This is a genomic window from Streptomyces sp. CNZ301, from assembly GCF_004217425.1.
Map to the genome: position 1 here is coordinate 268,686 of NZ_SHLG01000001.1, position 14,569 is coordinate 283,254.

At 73.3% G+C, this 14,569-nt stretch carries 8 protein-coding genes and 1 pseudogene; 1 reads left to right on the forward strand and 8 read right to left on the reverse strand.

Translation table 11 applies throughout. The annotated features are described in order from the left end of the window. Positions 1 to 55 precede the first annotated feature (55 nt). The 4 genes and pseudogenes from EV375_RS01210 to EV375_RS01225 all read right to left on the reverse strand — a co-directional run bounded on the left by EV375_RS01210 (position 56) and on the right by EV375_RS01225 (position 4,319). The gene (locus EV375_RS01210; protein ID WP_130297775.1) at positions 56 to 685 is read right to left on the reverse strand and encodes a GTP-binding protein; all 630 of its coding nucleotides are present in this window, start codon (positions 683 to 685) and stop codon (positions 56 to 58) included. Beyond that, on the reverse strand, positions 666 to 1,145 hold the full coding sequence (locus EV375_RS01215; protein WP_130297776.1) for a DUF742 domain-containing protein: 480 nt from the start codon (positions 1,143 to 1,145) through the stop codon (positions 666 to 668). The genes EV375_RS01210 and EV375_RS01215 overlap by 20 nt, the downstream gene beginning before the upstream one ends. A gap of 23 nt (positions 1,146 to 1,168) precedes the next feature. Beyond that, positions 1,169 to 1,603, reverse strand: a pseudogene (locus tag EV375_RS01220) (roadblock/LC7 domain-containing protein); the annotation flags it as partial. A gap of 4 nt (positions 1,604 to 1,607) precedes the next feature. Next, the gene (locus EV375_RS01225) at positions 1,608 to 4,319 is read right to left on the reverse strand and encodes a nitrate- and nitrite sensing domain-containing protein (RefSeq protein WP_130297778.1); all 2,712 of its coding nucleotides are present in this window, start codon (positions 4,317 to 4,319) and stop codon (positions 1,608 to 1,610) included. 237 nt (positions 4,320 to 4,556) lie between these two features. On the opposite strand from EV375_RS01225, the gene EV375_RS01230 reads away from it, so the two are divergent. Then, complete coding sequence (locus EV375_RS01230) at positions 4,557 to 4,928, forward strand: hypothetical protein (protein ID WP_130297779.1); 372 nt, start codon at positions 4,557 to 4,559, stop codon at positions 4,926 to 4,928. A 134-nt stretch (positions 4,929 to 5,062) separates the two neighbouring features. Here EV375_RS01230 and EV375_RS01235 read toward each other — a convergent pair whose 3' ends face one another. The 4 genes from EV375_RS01235 to EV375_RS01250 all read right to left on the reverse strand — a co-directional run bounded on the left by EV375_RS01235 (position 5,063) and on the right by EV375_RS01250 (position 14,526). Beyond that, positions 5,063 to 9,841 carry a hypothetical protein gene (locus EV375_RS01235; protein WP_130297780.1) on the reverse strand — a complete coding sequence of 1,593 codons (4,779 nt, stop codon included), beginning with the start codon at positions 9,839 to 9,841 and terminating at the stop codon, positions 5,063 to 5,065. Positions 9,842 to 10,011: 170 nt separating this feature from the next. Further along, entirely contained in the window at positions 10,012 to 10,977 is a 966-nt protein-coding gene (locus EV375_RS01240) for a hypothetical protein (RefSeq protein WP_130297781.1), read from the reverse strand. 239 nt (positions 10,978 to 11,216) lie between these two features. After that, entirely contained in the window at positions 11,217 to 12,746 is a 1,530-nt protein-coding gene (locus EV375_RS01245) for a hypothetical protein (RefSeq protein WP_130297782.1), read from the reverse strand. Between the two features lie 319 nt (positions 12,747 to 13,065). Beyond that, complete coding sequence (locus EV375_RS01250) at positions 13,066 to 14,526, reverse strand: HEAT repeat domain-containing protein (protein ID WP_130301520.1); 1,461 nt, start codon at positions 14,524 to 14,526, stop codon at positions 13,066 to 13,068. Between the last annotated feature and the right edge of the window lie 43 nt (positions 14,527 to 14,569).

Consider the following 14,569-nt stretch of genomic DNA (forward strand, 5'->3'; position numbering starts at 1 on the left):
AGCACGCGGCCGGGAGCACCGCGGCGCGCAGGCGCCCCGTTCCGTTCCGGTGGGTTCAGCGCACCGGGGCGGGGCGGGGCGCCGCCTGCTGTGCGGCGATGGCACGGCGCCTGGCGTGCTCGACGACCGAGACGAGAACGTCACGGACGGAGTCGCGGCGCCGGGCGTCGCACACCAGCACCGGCACCTCGGCGTCGAGGTCGAGCGCCTCGCGGATGGCCTCTGGAGGGTAGATCTCCGCGCCGTCGAAGTGGTTGACGGCGACGGTGAAGGGGATTTTGCGGCGCTCGAAGTAGTCGATGCCGGCGAAGCTGTCCTCCAGCCGCCGCGTGTCGACGAGGACGACGGCCCCCAGCGCGCCCTGCGCCAGCTCGTCCCACAGGAACCAGAACCGGTCCTGGCCGGGCGTACCGAACAGGTAGAGCACCAACGCCTCGTTGATGGTGATGCGGCCGAAGTCCATCGCGACGGTGGTGGTGGTCTTCGCCTCCACCCCCGCCGTGTCGTCCACCGGACGTCCCGCCTCGGTGAGTGTCTCCTCCGTACGCAGCGGCTTGATCTCGCTGACGGAGCCGACGAGGGTCGTCTTGCCGACGCCGAAGCCGCCGGCCACAAGCAGCTTCAGTGTCACGGGTTCGGCCGGCGACGCCGCGGCGGCGCCTCGCTTAGAGCGCCCGAAGGCCATCGATTACCTCTCTGAGAATGCTTTCGTCCGGCAGTTCCGCCGGAGGGACGGGCCGGCTGACGCGGACCCAGTCCGCGTCGATGAGGTCCCCGATGAGAACGCGTACGACGCCGACGGGAAGGTCGAGTTCGGCGGAGAGTTCGGCGACGGACTGCGGAGCCCGGCGGCACTGGACGACGATGTCGACGTGTTCCGGGGCAAGTGAGTTGTCCGCGAACACGTCTGCGTTGTCGTGCGAGCCGCCGCCGGTCTCCTCACCGGTCGCGCCCTCGTGATTCTCGTCGCCCTCGCCGCCGTGCTCCGGGGGCTTCGCGTCCCCTTCACCGTCCCGGCTCTGGGCGATCACGAGTGCGATGAGGTCGAGTCGTGCCTCCTCGGAGCTGCTGCGGGTGCGGCCGCGCGTCATGGCGTACGGCCGCACCACAGGCCCTGCGGCGTCGTCGAACCACCGGTCCGTCATCACTGTGTTCCGTTCAGATCCCGTCAACTGCCACCGGCGTGGCTGGGCGGGCTCGACCGGGGTGCGGTGCCCAGGTGCACACCGACCCTCTTGACCAGGAGAGTCATCTCGTAAGCGATCAGTCCGACGTCGGCGTCGGCGTCGGCGACCACGGCGAGGCAGCTGCCGTCGCCTGCTGCGGTGACGAAGAGGAACGCCTCCTCCAGTTCGACGACCGTCTGCCGCACACCGCCGACGTCGAAGTGGCGGCCGACGCCCTTGGCGAGGCTGTGGAAGCCCGAGGCGACAGCGGCCAGGTGCTCGCCGTCCTCCCGCGTCAGGTCCTGGGACGCTCCGCGGGGCAGCCCGTCGCCGGAGAGTACGAGAGCTTTGCTGATGCTGCCGACACGCTGGACCAACTCGTCGAGGAGCCAGTTGAGTTCACCGCTCCCAGAAGCGGTGTTCTCCGTGCCTTTCGGGCGGTCATCGACCGTCCCCCTCCGGTGTCGTTCCCTGTGCTGACTCCGCCGCCTCGTCCCCCGATGCGCCGGCGTTCTGAAGGCGGCCACGCTGCCAGCCGCGCTGGAGCGAGGCCATTCTGCTGCGTACCTCGTCCGCGTCGCGGTCCGCCAGATCCTCGGAGCGGCGGCTCTCGCCGCGCCCCGTCGTGTTCGCGGCCGAATCCTGTTTGAGCTGGGGCGCAAGGTTCGCCTGCCGGACCCTGCGGGGCAGGCCGGCGACCGTGGCCGACGGTGCGGAGGCGCCGGACTGCTCCGTGCCGGCTCCCGCCTCCGCGGGGCGGTCCGCACCGTCGCGGTGCCCGCGTCCCTCCGTGCGCTGCCCGGCCTCGTCCGTGTCCTGCCCGTCCTCCGGCTCCTGACTGCCGACGGTACGCCCGTGGTCCGCGACCAGCACGGGGGTACGGGGGCGGCGCCGGGGCAGCGGAGCGAGTCCTCCCTTGCCGTCGCCCTGGGGGGACTTGGGCCTTGAGGAGCCGTCGGCCCCGTCCTCCGCCTGCTGGTGCTGCTCGAGGCCGGGCTTCGGGCCGCCCCGGTCGGGCGGGCCGGCGCTGTGCAGCGCAGTGGCGACTGCGTCCGCGTCCTCCTTGCGGCTGCCGCGTCCCGGCCCCTCCTCCAACTGGCCGAGCGGAGCCTCCAGTTCGACTGCTCCGTCCAGGGCCGCACGCTGTCGCGGCGTCGGCGAGGGGCCGGCCCCCGAGGGGCCGCGGGTGAGGGCGTCGAGCCGGGTGCCGGAGACACCGTTGCCGGCCGGTGCCCTCTCGAGGCGGTCGTCGTCCTGACCGGTGGTCTCGGTGAGGATCCTGCCGGGGACGAGGACGACGGCGGTGGTGCCGCCGTACGGCGAGGGCTGGAGCGAGACGCGTACGCCCTGGCGCTGTGCGAGCCGGGAGACCACGAACAGACCGAGGCGGTCGGTGTCGGAGAGTTCGAACTCCGGTGTCTCCGCGAGACGCAGGTTCGCCTCGAGGAGCGCGTCGGGGGCCATGCCCAGGCCACGGTCGTGGATCTCCAGGGTGTAGCCGTTGGCCACCCGTTCGCCGAGGACCTGGACCGCTGTGTGGGGCGGTGAGAAGACGGTGGCGTTCTCCAGGAGTTCGGCGATGAGGTGCGTGAGGTCGGCGACGGAGCCGCCGTCCACGGCGAGCCGCGGGAGGCGCCGCACCTCGATCCGTTCGTAGTCCTCGACCTCGGCGACGGCGGCCCGCACGACGTCCATCAGCTGCACCGGCTTGCGCCACTGACGGGACGGTGCGGCGCCGGAGAGGATGACGAGACCCTCCGCGTGACGGCGCATGCGGGTGGTGAGGTGGTCGAGGCGGAAGAGGTCGGCGAGTTCGTCGGAGTCCTCGGTGCGCCGCTCCATGTGGTCCAGCAGGCTCAGCTGACGGTGCAGCAGCACCTGGTTGCGGCGGGCGAGGTTCACGAACACCTCGGAGACGCCGCGGCGCATGTCGGCCTGCTTGACGGCCGCTTCGACGGCCGCACGCTGAAGGGTGTTCACCGCCTGGCCGACCTGACCGGACTCGTCCTGCGAGTACTCCAGCCTCGGCGCCTCCGTCTCGATGTCGATGGTCTCCCCCGCGGCGAGACGGCGCATGACGCTCGGCAGCCGCACGCCCGCGGCCTCCTGGGCCTCCCTGCGCAGGGTGCGCAGATCCCGTACGAGGCCGCGGCCGACCCGGAAGGAGATGACGACCGAGGCGATGACGGCCGCGGCACCGAGGAGACCGGCCGCGCCGGCCTGGATGAGCACCTTCGTCGCGTCGGGCTGCACGCGCCGCTCGTAGCGGTCCCGGGCCTCGAAGTTCATGCGCTCGAGGTCGGTGAGAACGGTGGAGGTCGCCGCCTGCCAGCGCTCCGCGTTGACGACTCCGTCGGTGCCGCGGCTTCCTGCCGCGATGACGGCGTCCTCGTAGCTGCGCAGTGTGAGGCCGTCGGTGCCGTTCCAGTAGGTCTCGAAGTTCTGGCGTTCCTCGGCGGGCAGTTCGGACAGCGTCGTCTGGTAGGTCAGGCCCCGCTCGGCGATCCGGTCGGAGAACGCGCGCCGGTCCCCCTTGGTCATCGTCCCGGAGGCGATTGCCGAGGCCATCAGCGCGTCCTCACGCGCAAGGTACTCCCGGGCCCGGTCCAGACCGACGAGGGCGCGTCCCTGCTTGTCGAGGTCCACGTCGTCGAGGCCGCCGAGTGCGCTGAGGAAGTTGTAGCAGGGGTCGACGAGTTCGTTGTAGGCCTGGAAGGCGCCGCCGCGTGTGAGCGTGTTCTCCCCGGCCTTGCGGACCTTCTTCAGGCTGTCCAGCTTGTCCAGCATCGCGTCGAGGCGCTGGTGCGCGTTGCCCGTGAGGTTCGAACGCATCCCGGGGGAACGGGCGTTGTCGCGCAGCTTCGCGATCTGAGCGTCCGTGTCCTTCCGCTGCTGCTTCAGCTGGGTGAGCGCCTCGGAACCGCGCGGATCGGCGAGATAGACCATGACCTGCCGCCGCTCACGCTGGAGCGCCTGTGCCGCGTCCCGCGCCGGATCGCCCACCTTGTCCACGGTGTTGACCACGTTGAGCAGTTGCTGCGCCTGGCGGCCGGTGACGTACGTGGCGAAGGCCCATATGGACACCAGAGACAGCAGCGGCACCAGCAGCAGCACCACGATCTTCCGGCGGATAGACCTCCCGCGCAAGCGCATGGCCTCCCCTAGTCAACCCCCTCCGCACGGGGGCGAGTTCCGACAGCAAACGGCGTTGAGCCTACTACTGACGCAGGACCGAGTCGTAGGTGTGTCCGAGCGGGAAAACCGGCCGTCCAGGGTTCCTCATCCTGAGATGTCCGGTGATGCCCCACACGTGTCCTTGGATTGTGGCGCAAGCCACTGACGTGGAAACGTGTGACGTGTGGGGGATATTGAGGGGGGAGTGAAAGGATCATGTACGCGAAGCCCAGACTGCCGGATTCCGTACGTTCTGCGGCAGTGCGGGCGCTCGTGATCGTAGCGGTGACGCTTGTCCAGTTGATGGTGGCGGTGCTCTGCTCGCTCGCGCAGGTGTGGCTGGCCTTCCCCATGGTGATCTCCACCGTGGTGAGCACCGTCGTGGCGACGTGGGCGGTCCTGGATGTGTGGGTGACCCGTCAGGTGTGGCGGCAGCGTAACGGCGTGCTCTCGGAACCCAGCAGTGTGGCCCGCCAGCGGGCGGTGGAGAAGGCCAGAGCGCGGACGAAGCAGGGGGCGCACCGCGACGGCCGGGGCCGGGAACCGCGCACGCGGACAGGCGGGAGCATGGACGGCAACCGGCGGTGAATTCCAACAGGCCGCGGCGGAACGGGGATTGATTCCGGACATCGTTGGCCGTTGGCATCGTTGGATGGTCTCCGAGGGTGGCTTCCGCGCGGCGCCGGACCACGGAGGGGGCCGGCGCCGTTCTGCACGGGCGGTCAGGGCTCCCGGCGCGGACCTTCGGCCTGTGCCGGGACCCGGGGCTGCCGGCCGTCGCCGTCGGGCCGGCGGAACACGCGCGTCGCGGTGATCTCCCCCTGGACGGGCTCCTCCTCCGGGTCCTGCTGCGGCAGTCCGGGGCGCAGATGCTCCTCGACGCTGATGTACTTCAGTCCCGCCCGCAGGTCCGCGTCGTTGCGCAGGCGGATGACGAGGGGGAACTCGGCCAGAGCCGTCGTGTCGAACAGCCCCGTCGTGTACAGCAGCTGGACGCCGAGCGCGTCGGCGACGGCCCGCTGCAGCTCCAGGAGATATGTGGCGTTGGCGCGGCCGATGGGGTTGTCGAGGAACAGCGTCCCCGCGTGCCGGTTCCTCTCGTGGCCGCGGTCGTTGCCGCGCAGGGCCGCCATCGTGCAGTAGAGGGCGATGGCGGCCGTCAGCAGCTGACCGCCGGAGAAGACGTCTCCCATCTGTCCGACCGGCACCCGCTCCGCACGCAGCACCGCGTCCGGTTTGAGGATCTCGACGGACACCCCGCGCGGCTCGAGGGCGGCGTGAACTCCCCGCAGGAGCAGTGACATTCCGTCCCGCCGCAGGTCGGAGTTCTTCGCCACGGCGGTACGGGTGGCCTCGTCGATGACGCCGCCCAGCCGCTCGGACAGAACGGCCTGGTCGGGGTCGTCGAAGCGGATGCGCAGGAACTCCTGGCCCGACCACTCCCCCAGCCCCTCCGGCAGCCGGGAGAGGCGCTGGGCGGAGCGCAGCGTCGCAAGTGACGACTCCACGAGGCCGCGCAGCCGGTCGACGATGCTGTCGCGGTTGCGCTCCAGCTGCTCCAGTTCGTCGCTGAGTACGCGCAGCCGCGGGGCGAAGGCCTCGGCCCAGGCGGAGGCGTGGTCGGGGAGCGCGGAGGCGGGCAGTTCGCGGATCTGCTGCCGGGCCGGTGTACGGACCTGCTCGTACCGTGAGGAGTTGGCGTGCCGCACGAGCACGTCGGACGCCTCACGCACCGCCTGCTCGGCGGCCGACAGGTCGGCGGCGCAGCCGCGCAGGGAGCGGCGCGCCTCCGCGGCGGCCTGGCGTGCCTCGGCGGGTGAGCCGGGGTAGGGCTCGGGGGCCTCACCGGTCTCCGCGGCCTGCTGCGGGTCGCGCAGCAGGTCGCGCAGGAGCCCCGCGGTCTCGTCGAATCCGTCCGCGGCCTCCTCGGCGGCACGGTGCGCCCGCACGAGAGCGGCGTGCGCGCTGCGAGCCTCGTCCAACTCGTCGCTGTGCGCGGCCAGTTCGGCGTTTGCGGTGCGCAGAAAACGCTGGGCCTCCTCGACGTCCGCGGGCTCCATGCCCGCGGGGAGATCCGTGTGGCACCCGCCTTGCGCCGGGGCCAGCCGCTCCGCCTCGCCGCGCAGCCTGCCCAGCTGTTCGCTCGCGGCCGCGGCACGGGACTCCAGCATCTGCACCCGCGCCTCGGCGCGTGCCGCCGCGGCCTGGCGGGCGGGGCCGTCCGCACCGTCGGGGCCGTCCAGGAGCTGCGCGGCGCGGGTGCGGACCTTGTTGGTCAGCCGGTCCAGAGCGGCTCGGGCCGCGGATTCGTCGCTCTCCGCGTGAGCCTGCTCGGCGCGCAGGTCGGCGCCCACGCCGACCTTGTCGTACAGGCTGGAGGCCGACCTGTACGCCTCGCGCAGTGCGGGCAGTGACGTGCCGTCGGGCGGCTGGAGGGTCTCGTCGATGTCGTCGGGGACGCCGGCGATCTGGGCCCGCTCGGCCCGCAACGCGCGCGCGGTGCGCCGGGCGTCGTCGGCGGCGCGCTGTGCGGCACGCCTGTCCTCGTCGCCGGCGCGGGCACGTGCCAGGCAGGTCTCCGCGCGCTCCTCCGCCTCCGCCGTCTCGTCGGCCAGGGCGCGCAGCCGGTTCACGCGTCCACCCCGCTCGCGCAGCCGCGAGGCGAGGCCCGCGAGGGCGTCGGCCCGGCGGCGTGCCTGCTGCGCCTGCTCCTGCCGCTCGTCCCGTGCGCGCGCCGCGTCTGCGGCGGCCTCCTCCGCCTCCTCGTGTGCGGCGCGTGCGTGCGCGAGGCGTTCGCGGGCGGCGGCCGCCGCGTTGCGGGTCTCCTCCGCGGCCGCGGCCAGTTCCGCGAGGCGCCCGGGAGGGCATCCGGTGCGCCAGGAGGCGAGGCGGGCGGCGAGCGTACGGTCCTCGGAGAGCCGGGCGGCGACGGCGCGGATCTCCTCGTCGCGGGCGAGTGCCCTGGTGCGCAGCTGGCGGCGCTCCTCGTCGGCGGCTTGCTCGTCGTGCATCGCCGGGTTCGGCGGGACGAGGAAGACGTCGTCGCGGCGCGCGGCGGAGCCCTCGCGGGGAACGGGCGCCAGCAGGGCCGCGGCCGTGCCGACGGCAACCGCGGAGCGCGGCAGCAACGCCGCGCCGGCGAGGACCTCCTGGGCCCGTGCGTGGCTGGCCGGGTCGGTGATGACGACGCCGTCGACGAGCTCCGGACGGGCGGCGAGCACGTCTGCGTGGTCGGCGGGGGCGACCGCCTGGGCGAGGTAGCGCCAGCCCGGCAGGGCCGGGATGCCGTGCTCGCCGAGGAAGTCGACAGTCGCGGTGACATCCGGTGCGGGAGGCAGCAGGCCCCCGTCGCCGAGTGCGCCGAGCATGCGGGAGTCCTCCGCCGCGGCGGTCCGCAGCTCGAACAGCTGCCGTTCGCAGGCCGCGACGGCGTCGTCGAGCAGCTCCGTCAGCGACTCGCCCCCGGCGTCCAGTTCCTCGGCGGTGAGGGCGCTCGCGGTGCCGGACTCGCAGGCCCCCTCGCCGCCCGGGGACGGGCCCGCTGCTGCCGTCTCCTCGCCGCCACTGCGTGCCGAGCGCGGGGAGGGCACGGCGGGAGGTGCGGGATCCCCGTCGGGGCGCGCGCCCGGGGCGACATGTGTGCCGGCGTGCGGCAGGCCGAGGAGCTCGGCGAGGCGTTCCTCCGTGCCCAGAGCCTCGGCCACGCGCCGTTCCGCGGTGTGGGCCGCGGAGGCCGCTTCGGCTGCGTCTTCGGCGCGGGCGGCGGCGAGTTCCGCGCGGGAGAGCTCGGCGCTCGCCTCCTGGGCGCGCTCGGCGGCGCGGCGTGCGGCCTCGCGTGACTCCTCCCAGGCGGCGGTGCGGCTCTGCGCGGCGTCCTCGGCGGTCAGCGCGGCGGCGGCAGGGTCCGCCTCGCCGTCGCCCTCCTCGCCCGCCTCGAGCCAGCCGGCGCGCACGGCCTCCTCGGTCTCCTGCTCCACCTCCGCGAGGCGCTGGCGCAGATGGCCGGTCTCGCTGCGGGCACGCTGGGCCTCGGTCGCGGCCGCCGTCGCGTCGCTGTGCGCGGCCTCCGAGGCGGCCTGGAGCTGTGCCGAGCGTTCCTCCTCCTCGGCGGCGGTGCGCTCCGCCGTCTCCGCGGCTGCGTGAAGAGCCCTGACGAGACCGGCGGCGGCCGTGGCGCGGGCGGCAAGGGCGGGCGCCGCGTCCCGCTCGGCCTCGCGGATTGCGTCGGAGAGGCGGGCGGCACGATCGGCGGCGGTGCGGTGGGCCAGCACCGTCTCGGCAGCCTGCCAGGCCGAGTGCGAGGTGCGGGCCTCGCTGAGTTCGCGGCGCTGTGCCGAGGCGGCCTTCTCCGCGCTCTCCAGCGCCAACGAGGCGTGTCTGTAGGCGAGTTCGGCAGCGACGAGGGACGAGCGGCCGTGCGTGTCACCGGCACGGGTGACGCTCTCCTCCGCCTCGGCGACCTGGCCGGCGAGTCCGGTGCCGCGGCTGCGCTCCGCGCTGCCGCGTGCCGCGAGGCGGTGCACCAGGGTCCGGGCGCGGACTTCGGCGGCGGCGTGGATGTCGCGGGCCCGCCGGCGCTGCTCCGCGGATTCCGCGATGCGGCGCAGCAGGTCCAGGGAGCCGGCGGTGAAGTCCCGTTCGGCGGTGAGTTCGCTGCGGCGGCCGAGCTTGTGCGCGAACCCGTGGACCAGATCCGCGAGTCCGTCGGTGTCGCGGGTGTCGGTGACGGCGCGCAGCAGCAGGTCGGTGAAGTCCGAGTCGTTCTTGACGGCGAAGAGACCGGCGGCTTCTCCTTCGTCTGCGTTCATCTCCCGCTGGTAGCGGAAGAGTTCGGGGTCGAGACCGAGAGAGGTGAGGCGCTCTGTCCAGCGTTCGTGCACCTCTTCCCAGGTGACGTCGAGGTTCGGGTAGGCCTTCCCCGTCTCGGTCAGCACATCGCGGAAGCCCTTCATGGTGCGGCGCCGTCCCCGTGCCGACGACGTGCCCTCGGACGGCGGCCGCAGCGCGGCGGACTCGGCGACGGGCAGCGAGTCCAGGCTCATCCCCGGGCCGGGCCGGAAGGAGTACCACGCCTCGGCGAACTTCCGCGGGTCGCTGGAGACCTGCCGGCCGCGCCATTCGCTGACCTTGCCGACGACGACGGTCTCCCCCGTCCGCGTGTGCTGCCACTCCAGCGCCACATGCCCGCAGTCGTCGGCGAGGAGGAACTTGCGCAGCACGCCTGAACTCGCGCCGCCGAGCGTGTTGCGGTGACCCGGCAGCATCACGGAGAAGATGAGTTTGAGCAGGACGGACTTGCCTCCGCCGTTCTCCAGGAAGAGCACTCCCGCGGGGGCGGGGCGGCGTGGCGGCCCGCCCGGTTCCTCCTCGAAGAAGTCGGCCTGGGCCGGAGCGGGGCTGGGCACCGGGCCGCCCACTCCGCGCAGATCCAGCACGGTGTCGGCATAGCGCGCACCGGCGGGACCGATGGAGTAGAGACGGATCCGGGACAGCTCGTACATGGTGGCGGGCTCTCGTGGTCGTGGTGTTCGGCGGGTCTCGCGTGGCGCTGCACGGCGCCGGCTCGGGCTGAGGGACGGGTACGGGGGCACAGGCACCGGCCCGGGCACTCGGTGCGGCAGGCCGGGAGGCGGGCAGGCAGGGGGAGCACGGGGAAGCCGGGCGGCCCTGGTCAGGTGTGGAAGGGAAGGGCTGCCTCCCCCTCGATCTCCGACTCCTCCCCGTCGGCGGCCGGAAGGAGCGTGGCGCTTCCGTCGCTGACGGGGACGACGCCCAGCTCCAGCAGTTCGGACATGGCGGCGCTGCCCGCCATGTCACGGACCTGGAGCTGATAGCGCGGCGTGGTGCGGAAGGTGCCTCCGGCGTCGTCGCTCGTGCGCTGAAGGAATCCCGAGTCGACGAGGAAGGCGACGGCCTTGCCGATGATGCCGGTCGTCGAACCTGCGAGCCTGCGGGCGTCCTTGGTGGCGCCTGTGGTGCTGCGTCGTGCGTAGACCCGCCAGGCGGCCTCGAGGCCGGGGGCGTCGGCGGCCGGGTCCGGGTTCTCTCCCCTCTCCTCCGCGCGTTCGGCGAGCCGGCGGCAGGCCTGCCGTACGAAGGAGTCCACCCCGTTGACCGAGATGCGGCCGATGTAGGCGTCGTCGGCCAGGTCTTCGGGGCGGGGAAAGGCCATGGCGGCGACGGCCAGATGCGCCAGCCCGTGCAGGAAGCGGTCGGCGGAGTCCGCTGTGGCACGCCGTGAGTAGTCGCCCATGCGGACGGCGAAGGCCGATTCCTCACCGGCGGCGAGGGCCATTCCCGCCCTGCTGGAGACCTCCAGGACGACCAGGCCCAGTCCGGCGGCGACGGCGTCGGCGAGGCGGGCGAAAGCGGGTTCGTCGCGGTAGCGCCGCAGCAGTCCGGCGTATTCGGCGTCACGGGCGGGGAGCAGCTTGGGGTGCAGTCCGAAGGAGACAAGGCGCGCGGCGTCGGCCGTGTCGGCGGGAGTGACGGCTGCGTGTGAGCCGCCGGCCGGCGGGGCCGCGTCGGCTGTCGCGGCCTCCGGGGCCTCCGGGCCCGCGAAAGAGGCGGAGGTGCCGGAGGCCGGACCGGCGCCCTCGTCGTGGTGTTCGGTCACTGGTGCGTCACTCCTGCGCATGGGTCGGATGCGGGGCACGGATGCGGGACACGGATGCCGGCGAAAGGCGGAGGACAAGAGGGGGGAGAGCGGGAAGAGGGGCCGCATCCGCCGGCGGGAGTTGCGACTCCGGGTCAACGGGCGCGCCCCGCGCCGCCGTTCACGGACCGGCGGAGCGGCACCCGGCTGTCCCGGTTTCGCCCGGCCCCTGCCCGTTGCGGGTCTCCGCGGCTGGGGCCCGGGGAGAGGTCCGAGGTGCCTCACGCCGCCCCCTCGCGGCTCTCGCGGACCTCCCGGCCGGACGCCGTCCCGACTGCGTCCAACTCGGCCGTGCCGACGACCAGATCCGCTCCCCCGAACTCCTCGTCGTTCAGCTCCTCACCGTCGTCCACGGCGAAGAGGAGTCTGCGCTCGCCCTGCCGGCAGGCGGTGCCCACGGGCGGACTCGCGGCGTGGACAGCCAGGAGGGCGACCAGATAGGGCAGTTCGGGGTCGAGGCGCCTGGCGTCCGCCAGAAGCCCGGAGAGTCTGCGTGGCGCGTCGGCGGGCAGATCCAGCAGTGCCGTCGCCGACTCCAGCTGCTCCTCGCTGAACCTGCTGTCGTCGGGGGTGGCGATCAGATCGGGCTCCGGCATCTCGGCGCCGAGGTGTTCGCGGGGCGCCGGAGGCGTGAGCAGCATCTCCGTCAGGTCGCCGAGGCGCACTGCGCCGGGGGTGCGCATCCCCACGCCGCGGGCGAAGAAGGCGTCCGTGACGGCACCGGCGCGCTCCACGGCCAACGGCAGCAGCGGCGCGAGCAGTTGGCCGTACAGGTCCAGCCCGGCCCGGGCGGCGGGAGGCGCGAAGGCCTGCCTGTCCTGCTCCGCGCGGAAGAGCGGCCCGGCCGCCAGCAGCCGCGACTGGAGCTGGGTGTGCCTGCGGATGCAGTCCTTGACGATGTCGACGAGTTCGGCGGCACGGCGCTTGTGGTCGGGGCCGCGTTCCGACGCCGCCTCGTCGCGCGCGCGGCGGATGTTGGTGAGGATCGCGTTCTCATGGCGGTAGCGCTCGGCGACGTGCTCCAGGGCCTCGGTGATCATGTCGGGGACGGTGCGCAGCCAGTCGACCGCGCGCACGTTGCGACGGGTGGCCTCCAGTGTGCGGCGCAGCGTCTCGGCGTACTGCACGGTGCGGTAGCGGGCCTGTTCTGCCGCGAGCTGGGCGTCCGCGAGGCGGCCGCGGCTGATGAGGACCTCCAGCTTGACCTCGGCGGCGATCTGGGCGCTGGTGACGTCCGTGTCGAGGGCGCCCACAAGGACGTTGACCGCCTCGTCGGTGGTGCGCAGATACACGCTGCCTCCGGGGCCGGGGACCTCCTCGATGAGCTTGAAGTCGTAGTCACGGCGCACATAGGAGCCCTCCGGCCCGAACGTGCCGTACACGGCGCGGAATCCGCGGTCGACGCTTCCGACGTTCAGCAGGTTCTCCAGCACCCACCGGGCGACGCGCTCGTGCTCCGCCGCGGGACGCCCGGGGGCCTGCGCGGAGATACGGGGCATCAGCCTCGCGACGACGTCCTCGTGGTCGGCACCCGTGTCGAAGTCCATCTGGAGGGTGACGAGGTCGATGGCGCTGAGCGCCACCTCCGCCATCGCGTAAATGCTGTACTCCCCCGCGAGGTTGGCCTTGCGGACGTCGAGGTCGTGCAGCGGCGCCGTGCACGCCAGCGCGCGGAGCCGGCGCGCGAGCCCTTCGTCGGCCGCGGGGCCGGGGGCCGGGGAAGGCAGGATCGGCGGGGCGTGCTCAGTCACGACAGACACACTATGCGGTCACTGTGACAACGCCCGGAACACCCCTTGATGTCGGTTACGTCACCAGCGTGCGGCCCTCTTCTGTGCGCCCCTCGGGGAGTTCACCCGGAGGCGCCCGTACGGACTGTGCGGGAAGGGCGTGTTGGACATCCGGTGGCCGACGGGCAGCTGCCTCACCGTCAGGTGCACGGACCGCCGTTGACCCGAAGCACCTTCACCCGAAGCGCCGTCGCCCGAACCGGCGCGCGGAAACGCCCGTTGCCCGCACCGGCACCGCCCGGCGACCGGCCCGCGCGTGCACGACGCAGTCAACTGCCCGTCAGCGCCCGGACTCCGGACTGAGCCTGCCGCGCACCGCGCTCTGCACACCGGCTTCCTCCGCGGGATCGGAGGCGAGTCTCCGCAGCCTCTCGACGACCCGCTCGTCCCCCGTCGCCGCGTACTCGGCGGCCAGGGCCCTCGTGGTCTCCTCGCAGTCCCACAGGCACTCCACGGCGAAGCCCGCCGGGAACGAGGGGTCGGTCAGGGCGAGCGCCCCGGCCGCGCGGCCCCGCAGCTGGGAGGAGGCCGTCTCCCGGTAGATGTGCCGGAGCACCGGGGCGGCGGAGCTGACGCCGAGCCGGCCGGCGCCGTCCACCAGCGGCCACAGCGCGTCGCTGTCCGGGCCGTCGTTGCGGACGGTTCGGCGCAGGGCTCTCAGCACCGCGCCGGCGTCCTGGGCGCCGCCGCAGCAGGCGAGCATCTCGGCGGCCGCGGTCGTCAGGTGTTCGGGCAGCGACCCTTCGGCCGCGGCGGCCCATTTCCGTGCCCGCACGACGGCCGCCGTGCTGCGCATCCGCGCGAACGCGGACAGCGCGGCCTCGGCGACGCTCTCGCACGGATCGGCGGCGGCCTCCTCGATGAGGTCGAGAGCCTCGGGGTCACCGCGGTCGGCGAGATGCCGGAGCGCGGCGGCGCGGGCGGCATCGCGCTGACCGGCGGCGGCGGCGAGCAGCTCCTCGCGGTCCAGTGGGCCCGCGACGGCAGACAGGCACCGCGCGGCGGCCGCCTCGCGGTGGACCGGGGGATGCTGCTCGCACCCCTCCTGCGCCCAGTCCAGGACCTCGCGCACGCTCCACCCGGGGCGGGGGCCCTGACCGTGCAGCTGACGCTGCCAGCGGTCGAAGCACCCTTGTTCCCTGACCCGCCGCAGCCGCTCCGCCTGTCCGGGACGGGAGGGGTCCTCGGCCCACAGCCGCCAGGGCCTGGGCTCGAAGGCGTCCTTGGCCGCCGCGGCCAGGTCGGCGTCGCCCTGCTTCGTCTCCGGGAAGCGGGCGAGGACGGCGGGGCCCAGCAGACGCAGCCCGGCGTCCTCGTCCCGTACGGCCAGCTCGTCCAGGGCCCACTGCCAGTTGGCGCCCGAGGCGGCGTATCTGCGCAGGAGTTCCGTCGCGGCGTTGTTGTCGTAGGACGCGAGGTGGCCGAGCACGGACAAGGCCAGCCCGGTGCGTGCCTCGCAGTCACCCGCGGGCGGGAGTTCGTCCTCGGGCGCGAAGAGGTGTTCCCCGATGTAGTCCACCGAGGCGTCGAGCTCCATGTGGAGCCGGGCGTAGTAGAGCGAGCGGTGTTCGATCTGCCAGTCCCGCCGGGGATCGTGGAGCACGCACTGCCTCAGCGCGGCGAGCGCTTCGGCGCGGGGCGCAGCCAGAGCGTGCAGCGTGCCGTCGCCGCGCCCCCTCTGGAGGAGGCCGAGCAGCGTACCGCTGGGCGCTATGCCTGAATCGACGGAATCGGCGAACATAAGGGTCAGCATCCGGTGCGGGGTGTTCGACTGGCAACGGGAT

Coding starts and splice junctions, on each gene's coding strand:
- EV375_RS01235 (WP_130297780.1), bottom strand. CDS start 9,841: ATGTACGAGCTGTCCCGGATCCGTCTCTACTCCATCGGTCCCGCCGGT.
- EV375_RS01225 (WP_130297778.1), bottom strand. CDS start 4,319: ATGCGCTTGCGCGGGAGGTCTATCCGCCGGAAGATCGTGGTGCTGCTG.
- EV375_RS01230 (WP_130297779.1), top strand. CDS start 4,557: ATGTACGCGAAGCCCAGACTGCCGGATTCCGTACGTTCTGCGGCAGTG.
- EV375_RS01240 (WP_130297781.1), bottom strand. CDS start 10,977: ATGCGCAGGAGTGACGCACCAGTGACCGAACACCACGACGAGGGCGCC.
- EV375_RS01210 (WP_130297775.1), bottom strand. CDS start 685: ATGGCCTTCGGGCGCTCTAAGCGAGGCGCCGCCGCGGCGTCGCCGGCC.
- EV375_RS01250 (WP_130301520.1), bottom strand. CDS start 14,526: ATGTTCGCCGATTCCGTCGATTCAGGCATAGCGCCCAGCGGTACGCTG.
- EV375_RS01215 (WP_130297776.1), bottom strand. CDS start 1,145: ATGACGGACCGGTGGTTCGACGACGCCGCAGGGCCTGTGGTGCGGCCG.